This is a genomic window from Amaricoccus macauensis (assembly GCF_049800915.1).
GTDB classification, from domain to species: domain Bacteria; phylum Pseudomonadota; class Alphaproteobacteria; order Rhodobacterales; family Rhodobacteraceae; genus Amaricoccus; species Amaricoccus macauensis_A.
On the sequence record NZ_JBNAFY010000003.1, the window covers coordinates 243,389 to 263,968 of the forward strand.

Consider the following 20,580-nt stretch of genomic DNA (forward strand, 5'->3'; position numbering starts at 1 on the left):
TTTGTGAAAGCGCTCAGCGCCAATCGCTGTGCCACTACCAGTAGAGGATTACCGCAGGGGATACGCAATATGAAGATCAAATATCTCCACACAATGGTGCGCGTCACCGATATCGAGGAATCGAAGAAGTTCTACTGCGATCTTCTCGGCCTGCCGCTCAAACCGGTTTCTTTACAGGCTTAGTCGGATTGCAGGCCCTCAAGGCGTCTGCGTTCCTCTTCCGAGAGCGGCGCGGCGGGGCTGACGGGCGCGGAGTTCGCGCGGGAGCGGATGAAGGCCACGGCGATGGCCCCGCCAAACAGCAGGAAGAGCGGCCCCGAGAGCCAGAGCAGCGCGTTCGAGGCCGAGAAGGGCGGGCGCATCAGGACATATTCGCCGTAGCGGTCGACGACGAAATCGATGGCTTCGGCATCGCTGTCTCCCTCGACGAGGCGTTCGCGCACAAGAAGCCGCAGGTCACGGGCGATCTCGGCATTGGATTCGTCGATGGATTCGCTCTGGCAGACGACGCAGCGCAGTTCGGCGGTGATGGCGCGGGCGCGGGCCTCCATCTCGGGATCGTCGAGCACCTCGTCGGGCTGGATCGCCTGGGCCATAAGCGGCGCGAGGGTGAGGCAGAGGGCGAGGATCAGGCGACGCATGGGCTTACTCCGCTGGCATCGCAGCCGCCGGCGGACGGGCGGCCCGCTTGGGCGCGCCGACCCGGTAGCGGCGATCGGTGAGGCTGACCACGCCGCCGATCGACATCAGCAGCGCCCCGCCCCAGATCCAGTTGGCGAAGGGTTTCACGTAGGTTCTGAGCGCCCAGCCGCCGCCCTCCTGCGCGTCGCCCAGCGCCACGTAGACATCGCGGGTGACGCTGCGGTCGATGCCGGCTTCGGTCGTGGGCATCCGCTGGACGGGGTAGACGCGCTTTTCGGGGGTGACGGTCGCGATCACGTTGCCCCCGTCGAGGATGGAGACATGGGCGCGCTGGAACTCGTAGTTCGGTCCCTGCCCCTGCTCGATCCGCTCGAGCCGCAGGGTATGGCCCGCGACCTCGAACGTGTCGCCCGGATTGGCGACGCGGATGTCTTCCTGCGCCCAGGCGGTGATGCAGGCGATGCCGAAGATCGTGACGCCGAGGCCGGAGTGGGCCAGCGCCTTGCCCCATTCGGCGCGGGGGAAGTTCCCCAGCCGGCGCAGGGTTTCGGAGGCCGGCGCCTTGCCGAGCTTCGCGCGGGAGAGGAGGTCCATGGCAGCGCCGCCCACGAGCCAGACGGCCAGCGTGATGCCGATGGGCGCCAGGATCGAGCCGCCGGTCTGGAGCGCCCAGACGAGCGCGCCGAGGGCGATGGAGAGCGCGAGCACGCCCCAGAGCGGCTGCATGGCCTTGCCGAGCGCGCCGCGCTTCCAGGGCAGGATGGCGAAGGGCGGCAGGATCACCGCGAGGGCCACCATGAAGGGGGTGAAGGCAAGGTCGAAGAAGGGTGCGCCAACCGAGACCTTGCGGCCGAAGAAGAGCTCCGCACCCAGCGGCCAGATGGTGCCGAAGAACACCACGAAGGTCGCGACCACCAGCAGGAGGTTGTTGAAGACGAGCCCGCTTTCGCGGCTGGTGGCGGAGAAGACCGAGTTCGAGCGCAGCATGGGTGCGCGCCAGGCGTAGAGCGTGAGCGAGCCGCCGATGAAGGCCGCGAGGATCCAGAGCAGGAAGACGCCGCGTTCGGGGTCGTTGGCGAAGGCGTGGACGGAGGTGAGCACGCCCGAGCGGACGATGAAGGCGCCGATGAGCGAGAAGGAGAAGGCGAGGATGGCGAGGAGGATCGTCCAGCTCTTCAGCGTGTCGCGCTTCTCGACCACGATCGCCGAGTGCAGGAGCGCGCAGGAGATGAGCCAGGGCATGAAGCTCACGTTCTCCACCGGATCCCAGAACCACCAGCCGCCCCAGCCGAGCTCGTAGTAGGCCCAGACCGAGCCGAGCGCGATGCCGAGCGTGAGGAAGACCCAGGCGAGCAGTGTCCAGGGCCGCACCCAGCGTGCCCAGGCGGCATCGACCCGGCCCTCGATCAGGGCCGCGATGGCGAAGGAATAGGCCATCGAGAGGCCGACGTAGCCGAGGTAGAGAAACGGTGGATGGAAGGCGAGGCCCGGGTCCTGCAGGAGCGGGTTGAGGTCGTTGCCGTCGAGCGGCGGGTTCGGGAGCCGCAGGAAGGGATTCGACGTGAGCAGGATGAAGGCGAAGAAGGCCACTGCAATCGAGGCCTGCACGGCGAGCACGCGGGCCTTGAGCCCGTCGGGGAGGTTCTTGCCCCACCAGGCGACCATGGCACCGAAGAGCGTCAGGATCAGCATCCAGAGCATCATCGAGCCCTCGTGATTCCCCCAGACGCCGGTGATCTTGTAGAGCAGCGGCTTGTGGGAATGGGAATTCGCGGCCGCCAGCCTGAGCGAGAAGTCGGAGACGACGAAGGCATAGGTGAGCGCGAGGAATGCCGCGAGGGTCAGCGCGAACTGCACGCTGGCGGCCGGCACCGCCACCCGCATCCAGTCCGACCAGCCACGGTCTGCGCCGATCATCGGCACGATCATCTGCACGACGGCGACGAGGAAGGCGAGGATCAGGGCGATGTGCCCAAGTTCGACGATCATGCGCGGGCTCCGATGCTGGCAGCCCGGGCTTTATGCTCAAGATTTCCCGCGGGATCAAATCAACTAAGGTGGAAGACCCTGCGTGTTGCGGAAGAGATCAGGCGTCCATAAAGAACGCCTCGGGCGTCTTCATCGCGGGAAGCGCGCGCATGGCTGCGATCCAGCCCGACATCACCGGGGTCGGTTCGACGCCGGCCTTCTCGAGCCACTGGACATAGCCCCAGATGGCGCAATCGCCGATGCCGGGGCCAAGCCCGTGGAAGAACGGCCCGGCCCCGAGGAGTTGTGCGAACCGGGCGCAATCGACATCGTAGCGCCCCTTGAGCCACTCCACCGCCCGCGCAAGTGGCTCCGTCTCCGGCACGCGGCGCGGCTCATCCTGCGTGCGGCGCGATTCAATAAGCTGCGGCAGGCACATTCCGATGCGGTTTGCCTCCCACATCAGCAGCTCGCGCCCGCGGCGCAGACCCCCCGCCGTCTCCCCGCCCAAGCAGGCAAAGCGGCTGGCGATCTCCATGAGGATCGCGCCGGACTGGAAGAAGGGTTCGCCGTCGATCAAGAGAAGCGGCACCTCCGCAAGCGGGCTCGCGGCCAGGAATTCCGCCGGGCGGCTTTCCGGGGCGGCCCAGATGTCCACCAGCACGGTGCGGTGATCGACCCCGGCCAGAGACAGCGCGAGGGCGACCTTGCAGGCATGGCCGGACTCGGGGTGACCGTAGAGAAGGATGTCTGTCATGGGACCGCCGGAAGAGGGGAGACGCCCGAAGACTGCCAAATGTGCCGGGCCGGGTAAAGCGGCCCCTGCCCCGGTCCCGGCCCTGTTCCGCCATGCGCCCTCCGCATCCCAGCCCTACCGAAACGGAAATTGTGCAGGTGCAGCATTCGCCTATGTATGGAGCAACGCAGATATTCAGATGGAAGGATGCACCACATGAGCATCGCCTCTTTCGAACACGGCACCCGCACCACCTCGCTGAAACCGGCTGTCTTCGCCAAGATCGACGCATGGCTCGATGGCTTTCGCCGGGACCGGGCCGAAGCGCGCCGCCGTCGCGAGATCTATGCCCGCGTGTGCCGCGAATTGTCGCTTCTTTCCGATTCCGACCTCGCCGATCTCAAGCTGTTTCGCAGCGACATCCCGCGGATTGCCCGCGAAGAAGCCTATGGCGGCGTGAAGGCCTGAGGCACCTCAGGGCTGCCTTGCGCCTGACCTCACGCGCCATTCCTCCACGGCGGCATTGAATTCCGGGTCGGATGCCCGGACTTCCACGGCGGGTTCGCTGCCGGTGCTGCCGAACGAGGCGTTTTGGAAAACCGATCCCAGGAGCGGGGTCGGCTCGGCGCCGTCACTGGAACGCGTGACCGAGAGCGTCTTGGTGATGGCCTGTGTCTTCGAGGGCCGTGCCTTCTGCTGGGTGCGGAAATGGTGCAGTTCGCGCGCACCAAAGTAGAACGAGACGATCGCCCCGAGCAGCCACCAGAGCTGGTCCGGGATGAGATTGAGGCCCGTCATCCGTTCGGAAAAGCCCTGCGGATCGGCCATTGCATAGACGAACAGCAGAAGCGTGCCGATGGCCAGCATGGGCCGGGGCAGACGGTTGAGGCCCTCGACGAAGCGGTCGAAGGGCCCCAGCGGCGGCCGTGAATACTCGGCCTTGTACTGATCGAGCGTGCCCTTGATCCGCTCGAGATCGGCCTGGTCCTGCTCGGCGGCGTTCCCGACAAACACCTCAGCCACACCACCCACGGCCCCCCCGATCTGCTCTGCGGTGCGGCCCAGGCCGACGACGCGTCCTATCAGTCCCATGCTGCTGTCCTCTCGTCATGCTGTTCGCGGGTGAAATGGAAGCGGGGCGCGATGAACTCCTCGGCCCGCACGATCCAGCCGCCCTTGCCACCGTCCCGCCTGCGGGCATATTTCCGGCTGGCCGGACGGCGGTCCGCAAGCTTGTAGTAGTAGTTGCGGCGGGCGATGCCGTAGGCGTCCACAAGATGGTCCGGTGCGGCTGCCATGGCCTTTTCGACCGCTGCGGCGGTCTTGGGGCCGATCTGGCCGTCAGCGGTCAGGGACTGGCCGAAATATCCGGTGAGCCCCTGCAGGATGCGCACGGCATTGGCGCCCGCATTGACCTGCATGTCAAAGACGCTCGCCTGGAGCGGATCGGGCAGTTCGCTGATCCGGGGGCCGTGGAAGTAGTGGTTCACGTAGATCTCGATCGCCTGTTCGAGGCTGAGGGCCTTCACGTCGGCGGTCGTCACCCGGCCGTCGCCGGTGAGGTCGATGCCGAGGGAACGCATGGTGTGGATGGTGACACCGAAGTTGGTCGCCCCACCCGGGTCGTCGGGGTCGTTCACATACCCCCCTTCGCGGCGCACGATCTCTGCCGCGATCTCGTTTACGGAATGCATTTCGCCAATCCCTGACCTTCATGGAAATGGCGCGACTTTGACACGATTGAACTAAAATGCGGTTTATCGCCGTGGGATGCCACAGCGCGCGCCTCTTCGGCGCGGCCATTCCGATCGAGGGGCTTCTGGCCTAGCTTTCGGGCTGGGGGTTCACCCCGCCGCCGTGGCGCAGGAGGCCGCGCTCCTCGAGCGCGTCAGCGACCTCCTTGGGCATGTAGCTTTCGTCGTGCTTGGCGAGAACTTCGCTGGCCACGAACACGCCGTTCTCGAGGCTGCCGGTGGCGATCACCCCCTGCCCCTCGCGGAAGAGATCCGGCAGGATGCCCTCGAAGGTCACGTCCGTCTCGGCGCCGCCGTCGGTTACGGTGAACTTCACGGCGTGGGCCTCGTCCCCGCGGGTGAGCGAGCCTTCCTCGACCAGTCCGCCGATGCGGAAGCGCTCGCCGGGCTTTGGCGGGTCCAGGGCGATGTCCGAGGGGCTGCGGAAGAACTCGATGCCGTCTCGCATGCCGTATCCCACGAGCCCGGTCGCGGCCACGAGCATCACCGCTCCCAGTCCGACAAGCTGCATCCTGCGCTTCTTCTTCAGCCCCATGCCCATGGCGTGTCTTCCCGTTCCCTTTTCGGCCTAGCTGCCGTCCGGCTGCATCCGGTTGAGCGCCGCGTTGAACTCGGCTCCGAATATGATCACCATCCCGGTGATGTAGAAGAACATCAGCGTGATGATGACCCCGGCCAGTGTACCATACGTCACCGCATAGCTCGGTGCATATGAGAGATAGGTCGAAAATGCGGTCGCGGCGATGATCCAGAGCAAGGCGGTGAGAATCACGCCCGGCCAGAGCCGGATGGAGCGCGACAGTCTCCGGCCCGGCAGGAACCGGTGCATGCCCCAGGCGAAGCTGACGAAGACGGCGAGTCCGAAGGCATAGGTGAGATAGCCGGTGATGCCGGGCACCTGCACGTGCAGAAGTTCTGTCGCCAGCCGGATCAGCAGTGGCGAGAGCAGGATCGTGAAGCCGAGCAGTGCCGCCACGATGGCGCCCACCATGACGAAGCCGATGGCCCTGATCCGGTTGAGGAAGAACGGATCGGGCCGGACGAGGTAGGCGCGGTCGAAGGCCATGCGGATTGAATCGACCGCATTGGAGGCGACATAGATCGCGAAGAGCACCGAGATCGTGAGGACCGAGTTGCTGCGGCCCTGGAGCACCTCGCCCACCACCGGCTCCAGCGTGCGGGCCATGTGCTCGGGGGCGATCTCGAAGAGCGCCTCGATCACCGCGTCCGTGTTGTCGGGGCCGACGATGAGGCCGGTAAGCGCGGTGGCGAAGATCAGGAACGGGAAGATCGACAGCAGGCAGGAGAAGGCGACGAAGCCAGCCATCGCAGCTCCGTCATTGCGGTTGAAACGCCTGATCGCATCCCAGAGCACGAGGAAGAAGCGCCTGGCCTTCAGGAATGCGTGCCGCGCCCTCATGGGAAGAGCGGCGGCGCCATCAGCCCCATGGTTTCGGGCAGGTCGAGCAGGAGGTTGGCATTCTGCACGGCCTGGCCCGAGGCGCCCTTCATCAGGTTGTCGAGTGTCGAGAAGACCATGCACCAGCCCGGGCGGCGATCCGCCACCACACCGATGTGGACCATGTTCGAGCCGCGCACGTGCCGCGTGGCCGGGGCTTCGCCGATCGGGAGCACATCGATGAAGGGCTCGTCGGCATAGCTCTCCCAGAGCGCGGCGTGGACGTCGCCCGCATCGCCACGCACGTAGATCGTGGCGAGGATGCCTCGGTTCTGCGGCAGGAGGTGCGGCACGAAGGTCACGGCCACATCGCGGCCCGCCGCCTTGCTCAGTTCCTGGTCGAACTCCGCCAGATGACGGTGCTTGGCGACGTTGTAGGGGTGGAAGCCCTCGGAGACCTCGGTGTGGAGCGTGCCTTCCTTGGGCGAGCGGCCTGCGCCGGAGACGCCCGTGGCGAGGTTGATGATGATGTTCTCGGGGTCGATCACGCCCGCCTTCAGGAGCGGCAGGGTGCCGTAGAGGCCGGTCGCGGAGTTGCAGCCCGTGCCGGCGACCAGCCGCGCGGCGCGGATCTCGTCACGGTAGAATTCGGTGAGGCCGTAGACCGCCTCGGCCTGCAGGTCGAGCGCGAGGTGCTCGTGGCCATACCATTTGGCGTAGACCGCCGGATCGCGCAGCCGGAAATCCGCCGACAGGTCGACAACCTTCAGCGAGCGCGGCAGCTTGGAGATCACCTCCTGCGTGGTGGCGTGCGGGAGGGCGCAGAAGGCCAGGTCGATGCCGCCGAAATCAACCTCGCCGATGGTGGTCAGCGTCGGCAGGTCGAGGCTGCGCAGATGCGGGAAGACATTGCCCATCTCCTGCCCGGCCTTTCGGTCGGCAGTCAGCGCGCGGATTTCCATGTGTGGATGGGTCGAGATCAGACGGATCAGTTCGGCGCCCGTGTAGCCGCTCGCCCCGAGAATCGCGATCTGATAGTCCTTGGCCATGCCATTCACCCATTCTGTGTTCAGGCCGGTGATTTAGAGCAAGCCGGGGGGGCGTTCAATCGCCGTGGCGGATTCACGCGCCTACCGATAGGCGGCCTTGTGCAGATCGGTCACAAATTGACCCTGCATGCCCTCATAGGCCGTGTTGGTGAGCGCAATGCAGGTCATCTCCGCCATCGGATCGATGAACCAGTCGTGCCCGTAGACCCCGCCCCACGCCAGCGTTCCGGGATTGTGGGGCTTCTCGGCGGCATCCGGGTCCAGCACGATGGACCATCCGTAGCCGAATCCGGTTCCGGGGCCGAGTGTCTTGGGGTCGAGCGGCGCATGGTTCGCCATCATGGCAGCAACGGTCTCGCGCGAGAGAATCGGCGCGCCGCCCGTGCGGATGGCCTCGAGAAAGGCCATGATATCGGGTGCAGTGCCAGCCATTCCGGCGCCGCCCGAGGGGAAGGACGCCGGGTCGAAGATCCGCGCGGGAGCGAAGCGCACGGCGCCTTCCAGAAGCGGCAGCACCTCATTGTCGCCCATGGGCCGGGGCTGCGGCTCCGCATCGACATAGGGTGTGGCGAGCCGCTCGCGATCCCGGACCTCGAATGCGGTGTCGGCCATGCCGAGCGGGCCGGTGACATGGCGCGCGACCGCTTGCGGAAAGCTCTCGCCCGTGGCCGCCGCGATCACGGCCCCGAGGACGTCGAGCCCGACGGAATAGCGCCAGCGCGTGCCGGGCGGAAAGGCGAGCGGAGCCCGCGCGATTCGCGCAAGATTTTCCGCCATCGAGAGGCCCGGCTGGTCGAGCCCGTCCGAGATGCCTTCGGCGTCGTAGCTACCGCCGCGCTTGAGAAAACGGTACTGCAGCCCGGACTTGTGGGTCAGGAGCTGTTCGAGGGTGATCTCCGGCTCCGTTCCGTCGGGAAGCCGGGGCCGGAACTCCGGGAGCCAGCGCGTCACCGGGTCGGCCAGCGAGACCACGCCCAACTCGACGAGGCGCATGATCGTGGCGGAGGTGATCGGCTTGGTGATGGAGGCGAGGCGGAATATGGTATCCTCGCGCATCGGCGTGCGCGCCTCACGATCCGCGAAGCCCGCGGCACGCCGGTAGATCATCTCGCCACCGCGCATGACCATGACCACCGCACCGACGATGCGATCCTCATCGAGCGCACTGTCGATGGCGGCATCCAGGGCATGATTCAAAATTGCACGCTGACTCATCACAACGAACTCCGTATAATCACAATAACCACTCCAGAATATCTGACGGACCATGAAATTCAAGAGCGATCGATGTGATAAATCAGGGACCGCAGGAAAACGTCGCGGCCGGCCGCCGGCCTTCAATCGTGAGGAGGTTCTGGAAAAGGCCGCACGGCTCTTCTGGAGTCGGGGCTATGAGGGAACCTCGATTGCCGATCTGACCCGCGCCATGGGCATCACGCCGCAGAGCCTCTACGCGGCCTTCCATTCCAAGGCCGATCTCTACCGCGAGGCCCTCAAATGGTATGGATCTACCCAAGGCACGCTCAGCGCGGATGCGTTGGATGCCCCTGATGTCCTCGAGACACTTGCGGCGTGGCTCGACAGTCAGGCGAGTGCGTTCGCGGAGGCGGAAACACCTCCTGGCTGCATGATCTCGACGGCGGTCCTGGGATGCGCCGAGGAGAACGACCCGATTGCCCGACAGGTCTCGTACCTGCGCACAGCGACCATCACCAGAATCCGCGACAGGCTGGAGCGCGCTAGATCCGAAGGCGAACTCGCAGCCGGCACCGACACGACAGCGATCGCCCGGTTCGTGGGCGCCATCATACAAGGCATGTCGGTTCAAGCGCGCGACGGGGCGACGCATTCCGATCTTGCAGCCGTTGCGCGCCTTGCCTCGATCGAAATCAGACGGCATCGCGCGGCACGGACGCACCGCTGATCGAGGAAAGACCATGCTCCTCGGGGGCCGCCCATCTGTCGGGCACCGCCTTGAAGCTCACCGCCGCACCGGTGAAAAGCTCCGCGCGTGCGCCGACCGCGGCCGGATCTCCCGTCGTCAGGTAGCGAATTTCGCCCGTACCTCCGCCGAACCGGTCATGTCGCACGAGATAGCTCGCGAGGCTTTCGGCGACCAGATCGGGCTGCGACACCAGCGTCGTTGTCGCGGGAAGGGCCGTGCGGAAGGCATCCTCGACGAGGGGATAGTGGGTGCAACCCAGAACGGCGCTCTGCGGCGCTGGCAGGCGGTCCAGAAGGCTCTGAACGTGGTCCGTGGCGATGAGCCGCGCCAGCGCCATGTTGCCGTCCTCGATCGCCTCCACCAACCCTGTGCAGGCTTGCGGCTCCACGTGCACATCGCGCGCCCGGAAGCGCAGCTCGCGCGGAAAGGCGCCCGAGGCAACGGTTGCCTGCGTGGCGAAGAGCGCCACGTCGCGAAGACCGGTATGGGTGGGCGGCGAATTGTCGCCCCAGTCGCGGCGGGTGAGGTGTTCGATTACCGGCACGAAGACGCCGAGCACCCGATGCGCGGACGGATCGAGCCAGTTCACCTGAAGATCGTGAAGCGCGACGGCGGACGCGGTGTTGCAGGCGAGAATCACGAGCGCGCAGCCGTGGCGGAAAAGCGTTTCAACGCCTGAGATTGTGAGATCGTAGATTTCCTGCGGCGTGCGCGGCCCATAGGGCGCATGGGCGGTATCGCCGAGATAGAGGAAATCCTGATGGGGAAGTTGTCGCCGAACCGCCTCAAGCACGGTAAGCCCGCCCAATCCGCTGTCGAAAATTCCGATCGGCATGGGCTCCGGTCTCTGCCAGGTTGCTGAGAGGAGGTGGCACGCCCTAGGGGAATCGAACCCCTCTTTCCAGAATGAAAATCTGGCGTCCTAACCGATAGACGAAGGGCGCGTGACGGGGGGCTATGTATCGCCGGGTGCGGGGGTGCGCAAGACCGAATTTCGAGAAATCTGCACAAACGTGAAGATTTTTTAAACTGGTCGGCGGCGCTTCGGGAATGGTCCGCTCAGGCCGCGCTTTCGGCACCCGCAATACGACAAGACCAACGCTTCACCGACCATGCGGGATGCGATTCCGTCCATTCGGCAAGCTGGACCGGTGCCAGCCGCATGCAGGCGCCATGAGACATGTCGAGGTAGAGAAGGCTTCTTTCCTCGCACGCCGGAGCACTGCCTGCCAGACAGGCGAGAAACACCAGTTCCATCATCGCGTCGCCTCCTGAAAGCCGCCGGCCGATCCGCGACCATAGCAGTTCGATGCCGGCCACAGATCCGACACCTTCGGGTAGGTTCCCGCCCATTGCCTGGCCTGCGGGAGCGGCATCGCACCCGACCAAACGAAAAGACCCGGTCGAACCGACCGGGTCTCTGGGATTGTCTCTGCCGATGGAAGCGGCAGCCTGCCTTGGCGGCCTCAGGCCTCGTCGGCCACGGCCACTTCGGAGGTCACGTCCTTCTTGGTCGCGTCCTCGTCGAGCGCTTCGATTTCCTTCTCGAGCTCTTCCTTCGTGACCGGCTTTTCGGTCACGGTGGTCAGTTCGAGAATGTAGTCGACGACCTTCTCCTCGAAGAGCGGTGCGCTGACCTGCTGAAGGGCCTGCGGGTTGCTCCGGATGAACTCGAAGAACTCGCGCTCCTGGCCGGGATACTTGCGGGCTTCCGCGAAGACGGCCTGCTGCACTTCCTGGTCACCGACCTCGATGTCGTTCTTCTTGCCGAGATCGGCAAGCAGAAGGCCAAGGCGGACCCGGCGCGTGGCGAGCGCGTTGTGCTCTTCGGTCGGCTCGATTTCAGGGTGATCATGGCCCTGATGGTCCGGATTTTCCTCGTGCCAGAGCTGATGCGCGATCTGCTTGGCCTCGGTTTCCACCAGCGACGGCGGAAGTTCGAAATCGACCTTCTCGTCGAGCGCGTCCATCAGGCGGCGCTTGACCACCGTGCGGCTGGCCTGACCGTATTCCGCCTTGAGGCGCTCGGTGATCTGCTCCTTGAGCGCAGCCAGATCGTCGGCCCCGAAGCGGGTCGCGAGTTCGTCGTTGATCTCGGCGGTCTGGGCGGCCTTCACATCCTTGATCGTGCAGGCGAAGACGGCTTCCTTGCCCGCGAGATGCTCGGCACCGTATTCATCGGGGAACTTGACGGTGACGTCCTTCTTCTCGCCGGCGGTGACGCCCACGAGCTGATCCTCGAAGCCGGGGATGAAGTTGCCCGAGCCCAGCACCAGCGGGAAATCCTCGGCGGCACCGCCCTCGAACTCCTCGCCGTCGATGGAGCCCACGAAGTCGAGCACGACCTGGTCGTCGGTCTCGGCGGCTGCGCCCTCACCCTTCGATTCGTAGCTCTTGGCGTTCTCCGCGAGATTCTCGAGCGCGCTCTGGATGTCGCTTTCCTCGGGAGTCACGACCGGGCGCTCCAGCGTGATCTCGGAGAAGGCGATCTCCGGCACGTCGGGCAGCGCCTCGTAGGTCATGGTGACCTCGATGTCGTCGCCTTCCTTCCAGTTGTCCTGCGTCATCTTGACGTCGGGCTGGAGCGCGGGGCGGTCGCCGGTCTCGTCGAAATGCTGCTTCATCGCGGCATCGATCGATTCCTGCATCGCTTCGCCCAGCACGGACTGGCCGAACATCTTCTTCATCAGGGCCGCGGGCGCCTTGCCCTTGCGGAAGCCCTTCATCTGGAAATCCTTGCGGGCCTCTTCCAGCTTCTCCGTCACTTTCGCTTCGAGCTCGGCAGCCGGAACGGTGATGGCATAGCCCCGCTTCAAGCCTTCGTTCAGGGTCTGAGTGACCTGCATTTACGTCTTTCCTCGTCGTCGCCGTATCTTCATCTGGTGCGGGCGGAGGGACTTGAACCCCCACGCCTTGCGGCGCCAGAACCTAAATCTGGTGCGTCTACCAATTCCGCCACGCCCGCGGCCATGGGTCACGGGAAGCCCGCGAACCAAATCGAGGCCGCTCTCTACCAGACGGCGTCAAGGCGCGCGAGCGAAAAATGCAGGCCCTCGCACCGGGGAGCCACTTGCTTTTCCGCCTAATATTTGCCCAACATGCTTACTGCATGAGCAACTTGTGTCGAATCTTCCGCCCGGACAAAGGCCGCTACCGCAGGGCACATTGAACTTGGTGGCGCATGTTGCTTTGTCGTGACGCATTCAATCGAACACTCGCCCAAATACGGTCAGGGGGCCCGTCGGCATGAAGAAAATCGAAGCCATCATCAAGCCATTCAAGCTCGATGAGGTGAAGGAGGCCCTGCAAGAAGTCGGCATACAGGGCCTGAGCGTCGTTGAAGCGAAGGGGTTCGGACGGCAGAAGGGCCACACCGAACTCTACCGTGGTGCGGAATACGTTGTCGACTTCCTCCCCAAGGTCAAAATCGAGGTCGTCCTCCCGGATGAACTCGTCGAGACGGCCATCGAGGCCATCGTCTCGGCCGCGAAGACCGGCAAGATCGGTGACGGAAAGATCTTCGTCTACCCGGTCGAACAGGCCATTCGCATCCGGACAGGAGAAGAGGGCGCCGACGCGCTCTGATTCCTGCCCGACTTGCCCCGGCGGCGCCCTTTCGGGGGCGCTGACAGGGCAATACTGCAATCACAAAAACGTCTAACCAGATCGAGGAAGTCAGATGAGCGACATCACCTCTGTAATGAAGAGCCTCAAGGACGACGAGATTCCCTACGTCGACCTGCGGTTCACGGATCCCAAGGGCAAGGTTCAGCACGTCACGGTCATGTCCGATCTCGTCGATGAGGAATTCATCGAGGAAGGCTTCATGTTCGACGGCTCCTCCATCGCCGGATGGAAGTCCATCGACCAGTCCGACATGAAACTGATGCCGGACCCCTCCTCGGCCTATGTCGACCCCTTCTTCGCCGAGAAGACGCTCTGCCTGCACTGCTCGGTCGTCGAGCCCGACACCGGCGAGCCCTACAGCCGTGACCCCCGCGGCACCGCGGAAAAGGCCGAAGCCTACCTGAAGTCCTCCGGCGTCGGTGACGTGAGCTACTTCGGTCCCGAAGCCGAGTTCTTCCTCTTCGACAACGTTCAGGTCTCCAACGACATGAACAAGGTCGGGTTCGAGATCGACGCGATGGACGCGTCCTGGAACACCGGCACCGAATACGAGATGGGCAACATGGGTCACCGCCCGGGCGTCAAGGGCGGCTACTTCCCGCTCCCGCCGGTCGATGCCGCCCAGGACATCCGCGCCGAGATGCTCTCGACCATGAAGCGCATGGGCCTCAAGGTCGACAAGCACCACCACGAGGTTGCCTCGCCGCAGCACGAGCTCGGGCTGATCTTCGGCACGCTCACCGAGCAGGCCGACAACATCCTGAAGTACAAGTATGTCGTGCAGAACGTCGCCCATGCCTATGGCAAGACCGCGACCTTCATGCCGAAGCCCTACTACGGCGACAACGGCTCGGGCATGCACGTCAACATGTCGATCTGGAAGGACAACAAGCCGCTCTTCGCCGGCGACAAGTATGCCGACCTTTCCGACGAAGCACTCTACTTCATCGGCGGCCTGCTGAAGCACGCGAAGACGCTGAACGCCTTCACCAACCCGACCACCAACAGCTACAAGCGCCTGATCCCGGGCTTCGAGGCACCGGTGCTGCGCGCCTACTCCGCGTCGAACCGCTCGGGCTGCGTGCGTATTCCGTGGACGGAAAGCCCGAAGGCAAAGCGCGTCGAGGCCCGTTTCCCCGATCCCTGCGCGAACCCCTACCTCGCCTTCGCAGCCCTGCTGATGGCCGGTATCGACGGCATCCTGAACAAGATCGATCCGGGCGAAGCTTCGGACAAGGATCTCTACGATCTGCCGCCTGAAGAACTGGCCTCGATCCCGACGGTCTGCGGCTCGCTTCGCGAAGCACTCGAGACCCTCGAGAAGGATCACGAGTTCCTGCTCGCCGGCGATGTGTTCACCAAGGACCAGATCGAAGGCTACATGGCGCTCAAGTGGCAGGACGTCTACATGTTCGAGCACACGCCGCACCCGGTCGAGTATCTGATGTACTACTCGCTCTGAGGCTTCGGCACTCGGAACGGAAAAGGCGGGTCAATCGACCCGCCTTTTTTCATTCATCGAACCCTTTTAGCGGGCCACGACAGCATCAGGCGGATTTCGTCCCTGCCCCATCGCGCGCCGCGGCCCGGGCCTCGACGGCCACCCAATCCCGATCCTGAAGCACTTCGCGGATCGAGGCCGATGCCATCGGGCGGCCGAAGTAGTAGCCTTGCACCTCCCGGCACCCCTGGCGCTTGAGGATATCGGCCTGGGCCCGCGTTTCGACCCCTTCCGCATTCGAGATCATGCCGAGCGAGCTGCCGAGATTGATAACGGCCTGGATGATGCTTTCCGCGTCGGCGCTGTCTTCCAGCCCGCTCACGAAGGACCGGTCGATCTTGATCTTGTCGAATGCAAAGCGACGCAGGTAGCTCAGGCTGGAATAGCCGGTGCCGAAATCGTCCATGGCGACCCGAACGCCCAGCTCCTGGATCTTCGTGAGGATGGCGACGGTTTCGTCGGTCTTCTGCAACAACACCCCTTCGGTGATCTCGATTTCGAGCTGACCCGGTTCGATACCGGTTTCCTTCAGCGCGAGGCGGATCGTTTCGGCGAGGTTTCCGTGGCGGAACTGTACCGGCGAGACATTGACGGCAAATTTCAGGCCCGGCCAGGCGCGCGCCTCACGGCAGGCCTCGCGGATCACCCATTCTCCGATAGGAAGAATCAGGCCGGTTTCCTCAGCCAGCGCAATGAACTCGTCCGGCGCGACAAGACCTTCGGTCGGATCGTTCCAGCGCAGAAGTGCCTCGACGCCGATGATCTCCTCGGATGTCAGGTCGATCTGCGGCTGGTAGTGCAGCTCGAACTCGCCCTCGGCCAACGCCCGACGCAGGCCTTTCTCCAGAGCCTTGCGTGCCCGGAGCTGCGAATTCATTTCCTCCTCGAAGAACTGGAACGCGCCGCGCCCGGCCTTCTTTACTTCGTAGAGCGCGAGATCGGCTTCCTGAAGCAGCCGCGTTCCCGTCACCGTCACGCCCGTCTCGGTCAGGGCGATGCCGACGCTCGCGCCGATCACGGCCTCATGCCCATGCAGTTCGAAGGGGGCCTCCAGCGCCTCGATCAGGCGGCCGGCGAGCCGGGCGCTTCCATTCGGCTGATCCGCATGCTTCTGGATGATGGCGAATTCGTCGCCCCCAAGGCGCGCGAGGATATCGCTGCTGCGCAGAATGCCCTTCATCCGCTCCGTTGTCTGCCGGAGAAGTTCATCCCCCGCTGCATGCCCCAGAACGTCGTTCACCTCCTTGAAGTGATCGAGATCGATGCAGAGAACCGCAAGCGGCTCACCCGTCCGGATCGAACCCTGGATTGCGTTCTCGAGCGATTCGTTCAGCAGGAAGCGGTTGGGCAAGCCGGTCAGAGGATCGTGGCTTGCAAGGAAGGCCGCGCGGTCGATCACCCGGCGCAGCAGGCCGATCGGCAGCATCCGGAGCAGAAAGAAGGCAACAAGCCCTGCGACAGATGTTCCCGCGAGAATCAGGAGGCTCCGTGTCAGCAGCCCGCGGAGGCTTTCATGCGCTTCGAGGCTGCCGGCCACATGACCGGCATCGTAGAGCGGCGCGCTTGAGGTTATGATCGGCCAGGGAAGGTCCGATGCGCCCACCTCCGTCACGAACTCGGCGTCCTTGTCCAGGACGCGCATCAGGTGCATCTCGGAGACCCCCGCGAGAATATCGTCGATGCGCCGGGTCTCGAATTGCCACAGCATTGGATTGCGACCGACGATCTGGGAGATCAATTGCGCATTGAGCGTCGCCTTGGCCTCGAGGCTTCCCCGCTCGTATTGGGCCCCGAAATGGAAGTGCAGAGCCGGCGGAAGGATTGCCGTTGCGAGCGCAAGGACCATGGCCACGGCCGTGGTGATCCGGACGACCCCCGGGTCGATATCTGAGTTTCGATCTTCCGAGAACCATCCGAACATGGCTTACTCCGCGGGAACGTGGTCGTACTGCTCGAGAAGCGCGCGCCCTTCGTCGGAGAAGACGAAGGCGGCAAATTCCCTGGCGAGCGGTTTGGTGTTGGGGGCCGTCACGAGATAGAGGCTCTTGCTGAGGCGCTCCGGCGTATCGTCGACCGGGGCCTTCGCGGAACTCACGAGGCGCAGCACCTTGAGCTGGCGGTTCTCGGTCGCGATCTGTCCGGTTGCCACGAGACCGATCGAGCCTTCGAGGCTTTCGAGCGTCTCGGCATTTTCCTGATCATTGGTCGCGGAGAGGAGGCCGTCCCGCTCGAGGGCTGTATCGACGGCACGTGCCATCTGCTCGGACATGGCGCGCAGGATCTTCGTATCGGTCTCCCCGGCCTGACGCAGGACCAGCCGGATCGGCGTCCCGTCGGGCCAGTCGGTCATCTCGCCGGTATAGATCGCCTCGAGTTCGTCGGGCGTCACCGCATCCGCGGCCGTGCCGAGCGAGGTCACCACCGCGAGGCCGGTCATCGCGTAGACCTGCGCCGTGGCCCCTTTCTCGCGTTCCGCATCCTTCAGCGGCCGGGATGCCACGCCGAGATCGATGGCATTGGCCAGCACAGCCTTCACGCCGCCACTGCTGCCAAGGCTCGGCAGAACCGTGACCTCGACATCGGGGTGGTGTTTCTCGAAGGCCTCGCCCAGGACCGTCATGCTGCCGAGCGCGACGCCCGTCCCGCCGATGCGCAGGGTTTCGGCCGAGACCGCACCCGCGGCCAGAAATGCGATGGCTGACATGGCCAGGGTCATGGGCTTCATGCGGGCGTAGAGACTCATCCGATCATTCCTCCGAATCGACATTTTCGGGGAGAATGACGTGAAAACCTTACGATTGCCGAAAATGGGCCTGAACGCGGTCAAACGGTTTTCAAACAGGGTTAAATCCCGTTAATCGATGCGTCCGATCCGGATGCCCCAGCCGCCCAGCGCAGCCTTGTGCAATCGCAGGATGCCCGTATCGTGACGCTTGTGCATTGCGGGAGGGTGCGATGCGATCAGCAAGGAGTATGGGTAAATGAAACTTGGCATTGTCGGCGCAGGCATGGTCGGAAGTTCGGCCGCCTTCGCTTCGGTCATGCGCGGTGTGGCGCGGGAAGTGGTTCTCGTGGATCTTGCCCGCAGCCTTGCTGTCGCGCAGGCCGAGGATATCGCGCATGCCATTCCCTTCGCCACGGCCTCTTCCGTGCAAGCCGGTGACTATGCCGATCTGGCCGGGGCTTCGGTGGTCATCATTGCCGCAGGTGTCGGGCAGAAGCCGGGCGAATCCCGGCTCCAGCTGCTGAGCCGCAACGCCGAGGTCTTCCGCGTGGTGATCGGCGAGGTTCTGGCGGCGGCCCCGGATGCGATCCTGCTGATTGCATCCAATCCGGTCGACATCATGACCCATGTGGCCACGCAGCTTTCCGGTCTGCCTCCGGAGCGGGTGATCGGTTCCGGGACGATCCTCGATTCGGCGCGGTTCCGTTCGCTTCTGGGTCGTCATCTGAGCATCGCGCCGCAATCCATCCATGCCTACGTGCTCGGGGAGCATGGCGACAGCGAGGTGCTTTGCTGGTCCGGTGCCCGCGTGGGGGCGTTGCCGCTGGCGGATTTCGCGGCTCATGTGTCAGCGCCCATCACCCAATCCGTTCGCGAGGAGATCGATGCCGGGGTGCGCCGGGCCGCCTATCGCATCATCGAGGGCAAGGGCGCGACCTATTTCGGGATAGGCGCGGGCCTCGCGCGGATCGTGGCCGCCATCCGGCAGAACGAGCGGGCTGTCTTCTCCCTCTCCATGCTGGCGGAAGATGTAGAAGGGTTAGGGCCGGTCGCCATCTCCGTGCCTCGGATCCTTGGTGCCAAGGGCATCGAGGGCAACCTGATGCCGCACATGAACGACGAAGAAGCCTCGGCGCTCAGGGCCAGCGCGGAGATGCTCAAGGCCACGGCCGACGCGTTGGAACTCTAGGCCCCCTGCCCCGTCAGTCCCACGGTAATATTTGAGGTTGTGCTCAACCCCACATTTTGCGCGCAGCGATCATGCGAATGTCTGCTCACTGAAGAGTTAGTCAGAGAGATCAGGCGCTCCAGTGGCGCGCAAGACATTGGGAGTGGGCATTGACAGATCAAAGCAGGATTTCCGGCGGCACGCATGTTGGCGACGTGCAGGAACCGAATGGGGACCTGATCGCCAAGGGAAAGCCGGACCCGCTCGGCGATACGGTGCACGCGATTTACGTGCAGACCTCGCAATTCACGATCTATACCGCACGCCTCAGCGATGAGGAGTTCTGCCGGCTGCGTTACTGCCTGTCTTCGTCCTGTCCGCAGGAGTGTAAGAAGCTGCGCGAAAGGCTCGGCACCATAATCGGTCCGATCGCCATGATAACCTCCACACTCTGCGGTTCCCGGCCACGGCTGCCCTGGCCGGCCTACCGCAGAAAGCACTTCGAGGCGCGGGCCGATCGCTGCGCCGAACTGATGGCCAAGGCCAAGCAACTCGCCTTCGAGGGGAAGGTGGAACAGGCGGAAGAGCTGCTGGAGGGGCTGCTGCACGAGGTCCAGACCGGTCGGGACAGCAAGAACCGGATGCGCTACATTCTGGCCAATCTGACCGCCTTGCTCGCCTTCATGTTTGCCTGGGCGGTCCTGCCTGCGACGGAAGGCGTGGGCCTTTTCAAACCCATACTGACGGGCAAACTCGTAACGGCAACGCCCACCGTGAGCTATCAGGACGTGCTACTTCTCGGAGCGATCGGGGCCTTCTTCGCGGTGTCCATCGGGGTGAAGAAGGTGAAGGTGCAGCATTCGGTGACGATCACGGAAATGATCTATACCGGGACGGTCCGGATCATGATCGGCGTGATTGCGGCCCTGGTCATGATCCTGCTGATGCTGGGCGACTTCCTCCCCGTTTCATCGGAAAAGATGACTTGGGCGATGTATCTCTTCGGTTTCATGGCGGGGTTCAGCGAAATGCTGATCCCCGACGCATTGAAAGATAAATCGCCGAAACTGGGCAGCCCGAAGCAACCCGACATGCTGCCGGATTGAGTTCCAGCTTGACGGAATATGATAGCTGACTTAAGTCAGCTATCATGATGCCCAACGCCATAACCCGATTCCGCCGCTTCAGCCGCGCCGTCACTTCCGAGGTCGGCGCGCTCGACGTTTCCTTCCTCGGACGAGGACGCCCACTCGGCTCCGCACGGGTACTGAACGCTGCCGGGCATGGAATGACCGATGTTGCCAGCATCCGCACCTATCTCGGGCTGGATACCGGGTTGATGAGCCGTCTGCTGCGGGGACTGGAGCAGGAGGGCCTGATCGAGACCGTCCCTCATCCCGATGACGCGCGCCGCCGCCTCGTTCATCTGACGGAGAAAGGCCAGGCCGAATTCGAGGCGTATGAGCGGCTTTCGGACGCGCAGGCCGAAGAGGTTCTGGCCCGCGCCCCCGACCCCGAAGCACTGCTGGCGGCAATGGACCTCGTGGCATCGACATTCGGACGCGACCGTATCAATCTCCAGGAGATGAACCCGAGATGCGATGCAGCCCTCCAGTGCCTCGCGGAATACTACGCGGAACTGAACCGGCGCTTCGACGGCGGATTCGACGTCTCGCTTTCCCGCGATCCGGAGGCTGCGGACATGATCCGGCCCCGCGGTGCCTTTCTCGTCGCCATGTCTGACGGGGTGCCGATGGGGTGCGTCGGGTTGAAGGGCTGGGGTGGCGACTGGGCAGAGATAAAGCGGCTCTGGGTTGCACGTTCGGCGCGCGGCCTCGGGCTCGCGAAACGGCTCATGACTGCTGCCGAGGATGCTGCGCGCGAACTCGCGATAGCCACGCTCCGGCTCGACACCAACAGCGCCCTGCCGGAAGCCGAGGCGCTCTATCGTCGCCTCGGCTGGTCCGAGATTGCGCGCTTCAACGATGACCCCTATCCGGACCTCTTCTTCGAAAAGCGCCTCTGACACCCTCTCGCAGCGCCCGCGCAGCGGGGTGGGCGGGTGG

The 20,580-nt window shown here is 64.3% G+C and carries 21 protein-coding genes, 2 tRNA genes and 1 pseudogene; 8 read left to right on the forward strand and 16 right to left on the reverse strand.

All coding sequences use genetic code 11. The features are described from left to right. The first annotated feature begins 69 nt into the window (after positions 1-69). Positions 70-183, forward strand: coding sequence for a VOC family protein (locus ACP15W_RS08880; RefSeq protein ID WP_424932518.1), 114 nt, complete (start codon positions 70-72; stop codon positions 181-183). Here the strand turns inward: ACP15W_RS08880 and ACP15W_RS08885 are convergent. The 3 genes from ACP15W_RS08885 to ACP15W_RS08895 all read right to left on the reverse strand — a co-directional run bounded on the left by ACP15W_RS08885 (position 180) and on the right by ACP15W_RS08895 (position 3,367). Beyond that, positions 180-641, reverse strand: a complete 462-nt coding sequence (locus ACP15W_RS08885) for a cytochrome c-type biogenesis protein (protein WP_424932519.1) — start codon at positions 639-641, stop codon at positions 180-182. The genes ACP15W_RS08880 and ACP15W_RS08885 overlap by 4 nt on opposite strands. A gap of 4 nt (positions 642-645) precedes the next feature. Then, a complete protein-coding gene (locus ACP15W_RS08890) occupies positions 646-2,631 on the reverse strand; it encodes a heme lyase CcmF/NrfE family subunit (protein ID WP_424932520.1) in 1,986 nt (661 codons plus the stop codon). Positions 2,632-2,728: 97 nt separating this feature from the next. After that, on the reverse strand, positions 2,729-3,367 hold the full coding sequence (locus ACP15W_RS08895) for a glutathione S-transferase family protein (RefSeq protein WP_424932521.1): 639 nt from the start codon (positions 3,365-3,367) through the stop codon (positions 2,729-2,731). Between the two features lie 195 nt (positions 3,368-3,562). On the opposite strand from ACP15W_RS08895, the gene ACP15W_RS08900 reads away from it, so the two are divergent. Then, on the forward strand, positions 3,563-3,814 hold the full coding sequence (locus ACP15W_RS08900; RefSeq protein WP_424932522.1) for a DUF1127 domain-containing protein: 252 nt from the start codon (positions 3,563-3,565) through the stop codon (positions 3,812-3,814). A 6-nt stretch (positions 3,815-3,820) separates the two neighbouring features. Here the strand turns inward: ACP15W_RS08900 and ACP15W_RS08905 are convergent, their stop codons facing one another. The 6 genes from ACP15W_RS08905 to ACP15W_RS08930 all read right to left on the reverse strand — a co-directional run bounded on the left by ACP15W_RS08905 (position 3,821) and on the right by ACP15W_RS08930 (position 8,763). Beyond that, positions 3,821-4,438, reverse strand: coding sequence for a holin family protein (locus tag ACP15W_RS08905; protein WP_424932523.1), 618 nt, complete (start codon positions 4,436-4,438; stop codon positions 3,821-3,823). Continuing rightward, positions 4,429-5,040: a holin-associated N-acetylmuramidase gene (locus tag ACP15W_RS08910; protein WP_424932524.1), complete on the reverse strand. Its 612-nt coding sequence runs from the start codon at positions 5,038-5,040 to the stop codon at positions 4,429-4,431. The genes ACP15W_RS08905 and ACP15W_RS08910 overlap by 10 nt, the downstream gene beginning before the upstream one ends. A gap of 130 nt (positions 5,041-5,170) precedes the next feature. Then, positions 5,171-5,641 carry a cytochrome c maturation protein CcmE gene (ccmE, locus tag ACP15W_RS08915; RefSeq protein ID WP_424932525.1) on the reverse strand — a complete coding sequence of 157 codons (471 nt, stop codon included), beginning with the start codon at positions 5,639-5,641 and terminating at the stop codon, positions 5,171-5,173. 27 nt (positions 5,642-5,668) lie between these two features. After that, a complete protein-coding gene (locus ACP15W_RS08920) occupies positions 5,669-6,520 on the reverse strand; it encodes a YihY/virulence factor BrkB family protein (protein ID WP_424932526.1) in 852 nt (283 codons plus the stop codon). Then, entirely contained in the window at positions 6,517-7,548 is a 1,032-nt protein-coding gene (argC, locus tag ACP15W_RS08925) for an N-acetyl-gamma-glutamyl-phosphate reductase (RefSeq protein ID WP_424932528.1), read from the reverse strand. Before argC ends, ACP15W_RS08920 begins: the two co-directional genes overlap by 4 nt. Positions 7,549-7,629: 81 nt before the next feature. Continuing rightward, positions 7,630-8,763 (reverse strand): serine hydrolase domain-containing protein, encoded by a 1,134-nt coding sequence (locus tag ACP15W_RS08930; RefSeq protein ID WP_424932529.1) that lies wholly within the window; start codon positions 8,761-8,763, stop codon positions 7,630-7,632. Between the two features lie 52 nt (positions 8,764-8,815). Here ACP15W_RS08930 and ACP15W_RS08935 point away from each other — a divergent pair, with 52 nt between their 5' ends. Continuing rightward, the gene (locus ACP15W_RS08935) at positions 8,816-9,472 is read left to right on the forward strand and encodes a TetR/AcrR family transcriptional regulator (protein ID WP_424932530.1); all 657 of its coding nucleotides are present in this window, start codon (positions 8,816-8,818) and stop codon (positions 9,470-9,472) included. 43 nt (positions 9,473-9,515) lie between these two features. Here ACP15W_RS08935 and murI read toward each other — a convergent pair. The 5 genes and pseudogenes from murI to ACP15W_RS08960 form a co-directional block, all read right to left on the reverse strand. Beyond that, a pseudogene (gene murI / locus ACP15W_RS08940) lies at positions 9,516-10,328 on the reverse strand (glutamate racemase); the annotation flags it as partial. Between the two features lie 34 nt (positions 10,329-10,362). After that, positions 10,363-10,437 (reverse strand) — tRNA-Glu (locus tag ACP15W_RS08945). A gap of 115 nt (positions 10,438-10,552) precedes the next feature. Then, positions 10,553-10,846 (reverse strand): hypothetical protein, encoded by a 294-nt coding sequence (locus tag ACP15W_RS08950; protein ID WP_424932531.1) that lies wholly within the window; start codon positions 10,844-10,846, stop codon positions 10,553-10,555. A gap of 113 nt (positions 10,847-10,959) precedes the next feature. Beyond that, positions 10,960-12,339, reverse strand: coding sequence for a trigger factor (gene tig / locus ACP15W_RS08955; RefSeq protein WP_424932532.1), 1,380 nt, complete (start codon positions 12,337-12,339; stop codon positions 10,960-10,962). 34 nt (positions 12,340-12,373) lie between these two features. Next, a tRNA-Leu gene (locus ACP15W_RS08960) sits at positions 12,374-12,458 on the reverse strand. Between the two features lie 281 nt (positions 12,459-12,739). Here ACP15W_RS08960 and ACP15W_RS08965 point away from each other — a divergent pair. Both ACP15W_RS08965 and glnA read left to right on the forward strand, forming a co-directional pair. Beyond that, complete coding sequence (locus ACP15W_RS08965) at positions 12,740-13,078, forward strand: P-II family nitrogen regulator (RefSeq protein WP_424932533.1); 339 nt, start codon at positions 12,740-12,742, stop codon at positions 13,076-13,078. A gap of 94 nt (positions 13,079-13,172) precedes the next feature. Continuing rightward, on the forward strand, positions 13,173-14,582 hold the full coding sequence (glnA, locus tag ACP15W_RS08970) for a type I glutamate--ammonia ligase (RefSeq protein ID WP_424932534.1): 1,410 nt from the start codon (positions 13,173-13,175) through the stop codon (positions 14,580-14,582). Between the two features lie 85 nt (positions 14,583-14,667). On the opposite strand, the gene ACP15W_RS08975 is transcribed toward glnA, so the two are convergent. After that, positions 14,668-16,542 (reverse strand): putative bifunctional diguanylate cyclase/phosphodiesterase, encoded by a 1,875-nt coding sequence (locus ACP15W_RS08975; RefSeq protein ID WP_424932535.1) that lies wholly within the window; start codon positions 16,540-16,542, stop codon positions 14,668-14,670. A 3-nt stretch (positions 16,543-16,545) separates the two neighbouring features. Continuing rightward, the gene (locus ACP15W_RS08980; protein WP_424932536.1) at positions 16,546-17,364 is read right to left on the reverse strand and encodes a PstS family phosphate ABC transporter substrate-binding protein; all 819 of its coding nucleotides are present in this window, start codon (positions 17,362-17,364) and stop codon (positions 16,546-16,548) included. 238 nt (positions 17,365-17,602) lie between these two features. Between ACP15W_RS08980 and ACP15W_RS08985 the strand changes: the two genes are divergently transcribed. From ACP15W_RS08985 to ACP15W_RS08995, 3 genes are all read left to right on the forward strand, one after another. Beyond that, positions 17,603-18,535: an L-lactate dehydrogenase gene (locus tag ACP15W_RS08985; RefSeq protein WP_424932538.1), complete on the forward strand. Its 933-nt coding sequence runs from the start codon at positions 17,603-17,605 to the stop codon at positions 18,533-18,535. Positions 18,536-18,684: 149 nt separating this feature from the next. Continuing rightward, on the forward strand, positions 18,685-19,620 hold the full coding sequence (locus ACP15W_RS08990; protein WP_424932539.1) for a hypothetical protein: 936 nt from the start codon (positions 18,685-18,687) through the stop codon (positions 19,618-19,620). 44 nt (positions 19,621-19,664) lie between these two features. Continuing rightward, on the forward strand, positions 19,665-20,540 hold the full coding sequence (locus ACP15W_RS08995) for a bifunctional helix-turn-helix transcriptional regulator/GNAT family N-acetyltransferase (protein WP_424932540.1): 876 nt from the start codon (positions 19,665-19,667) through the stop codon (positions 20,538-20,540). Positions 20,541-20,580 lie beyond the last annotated feature (40 nt).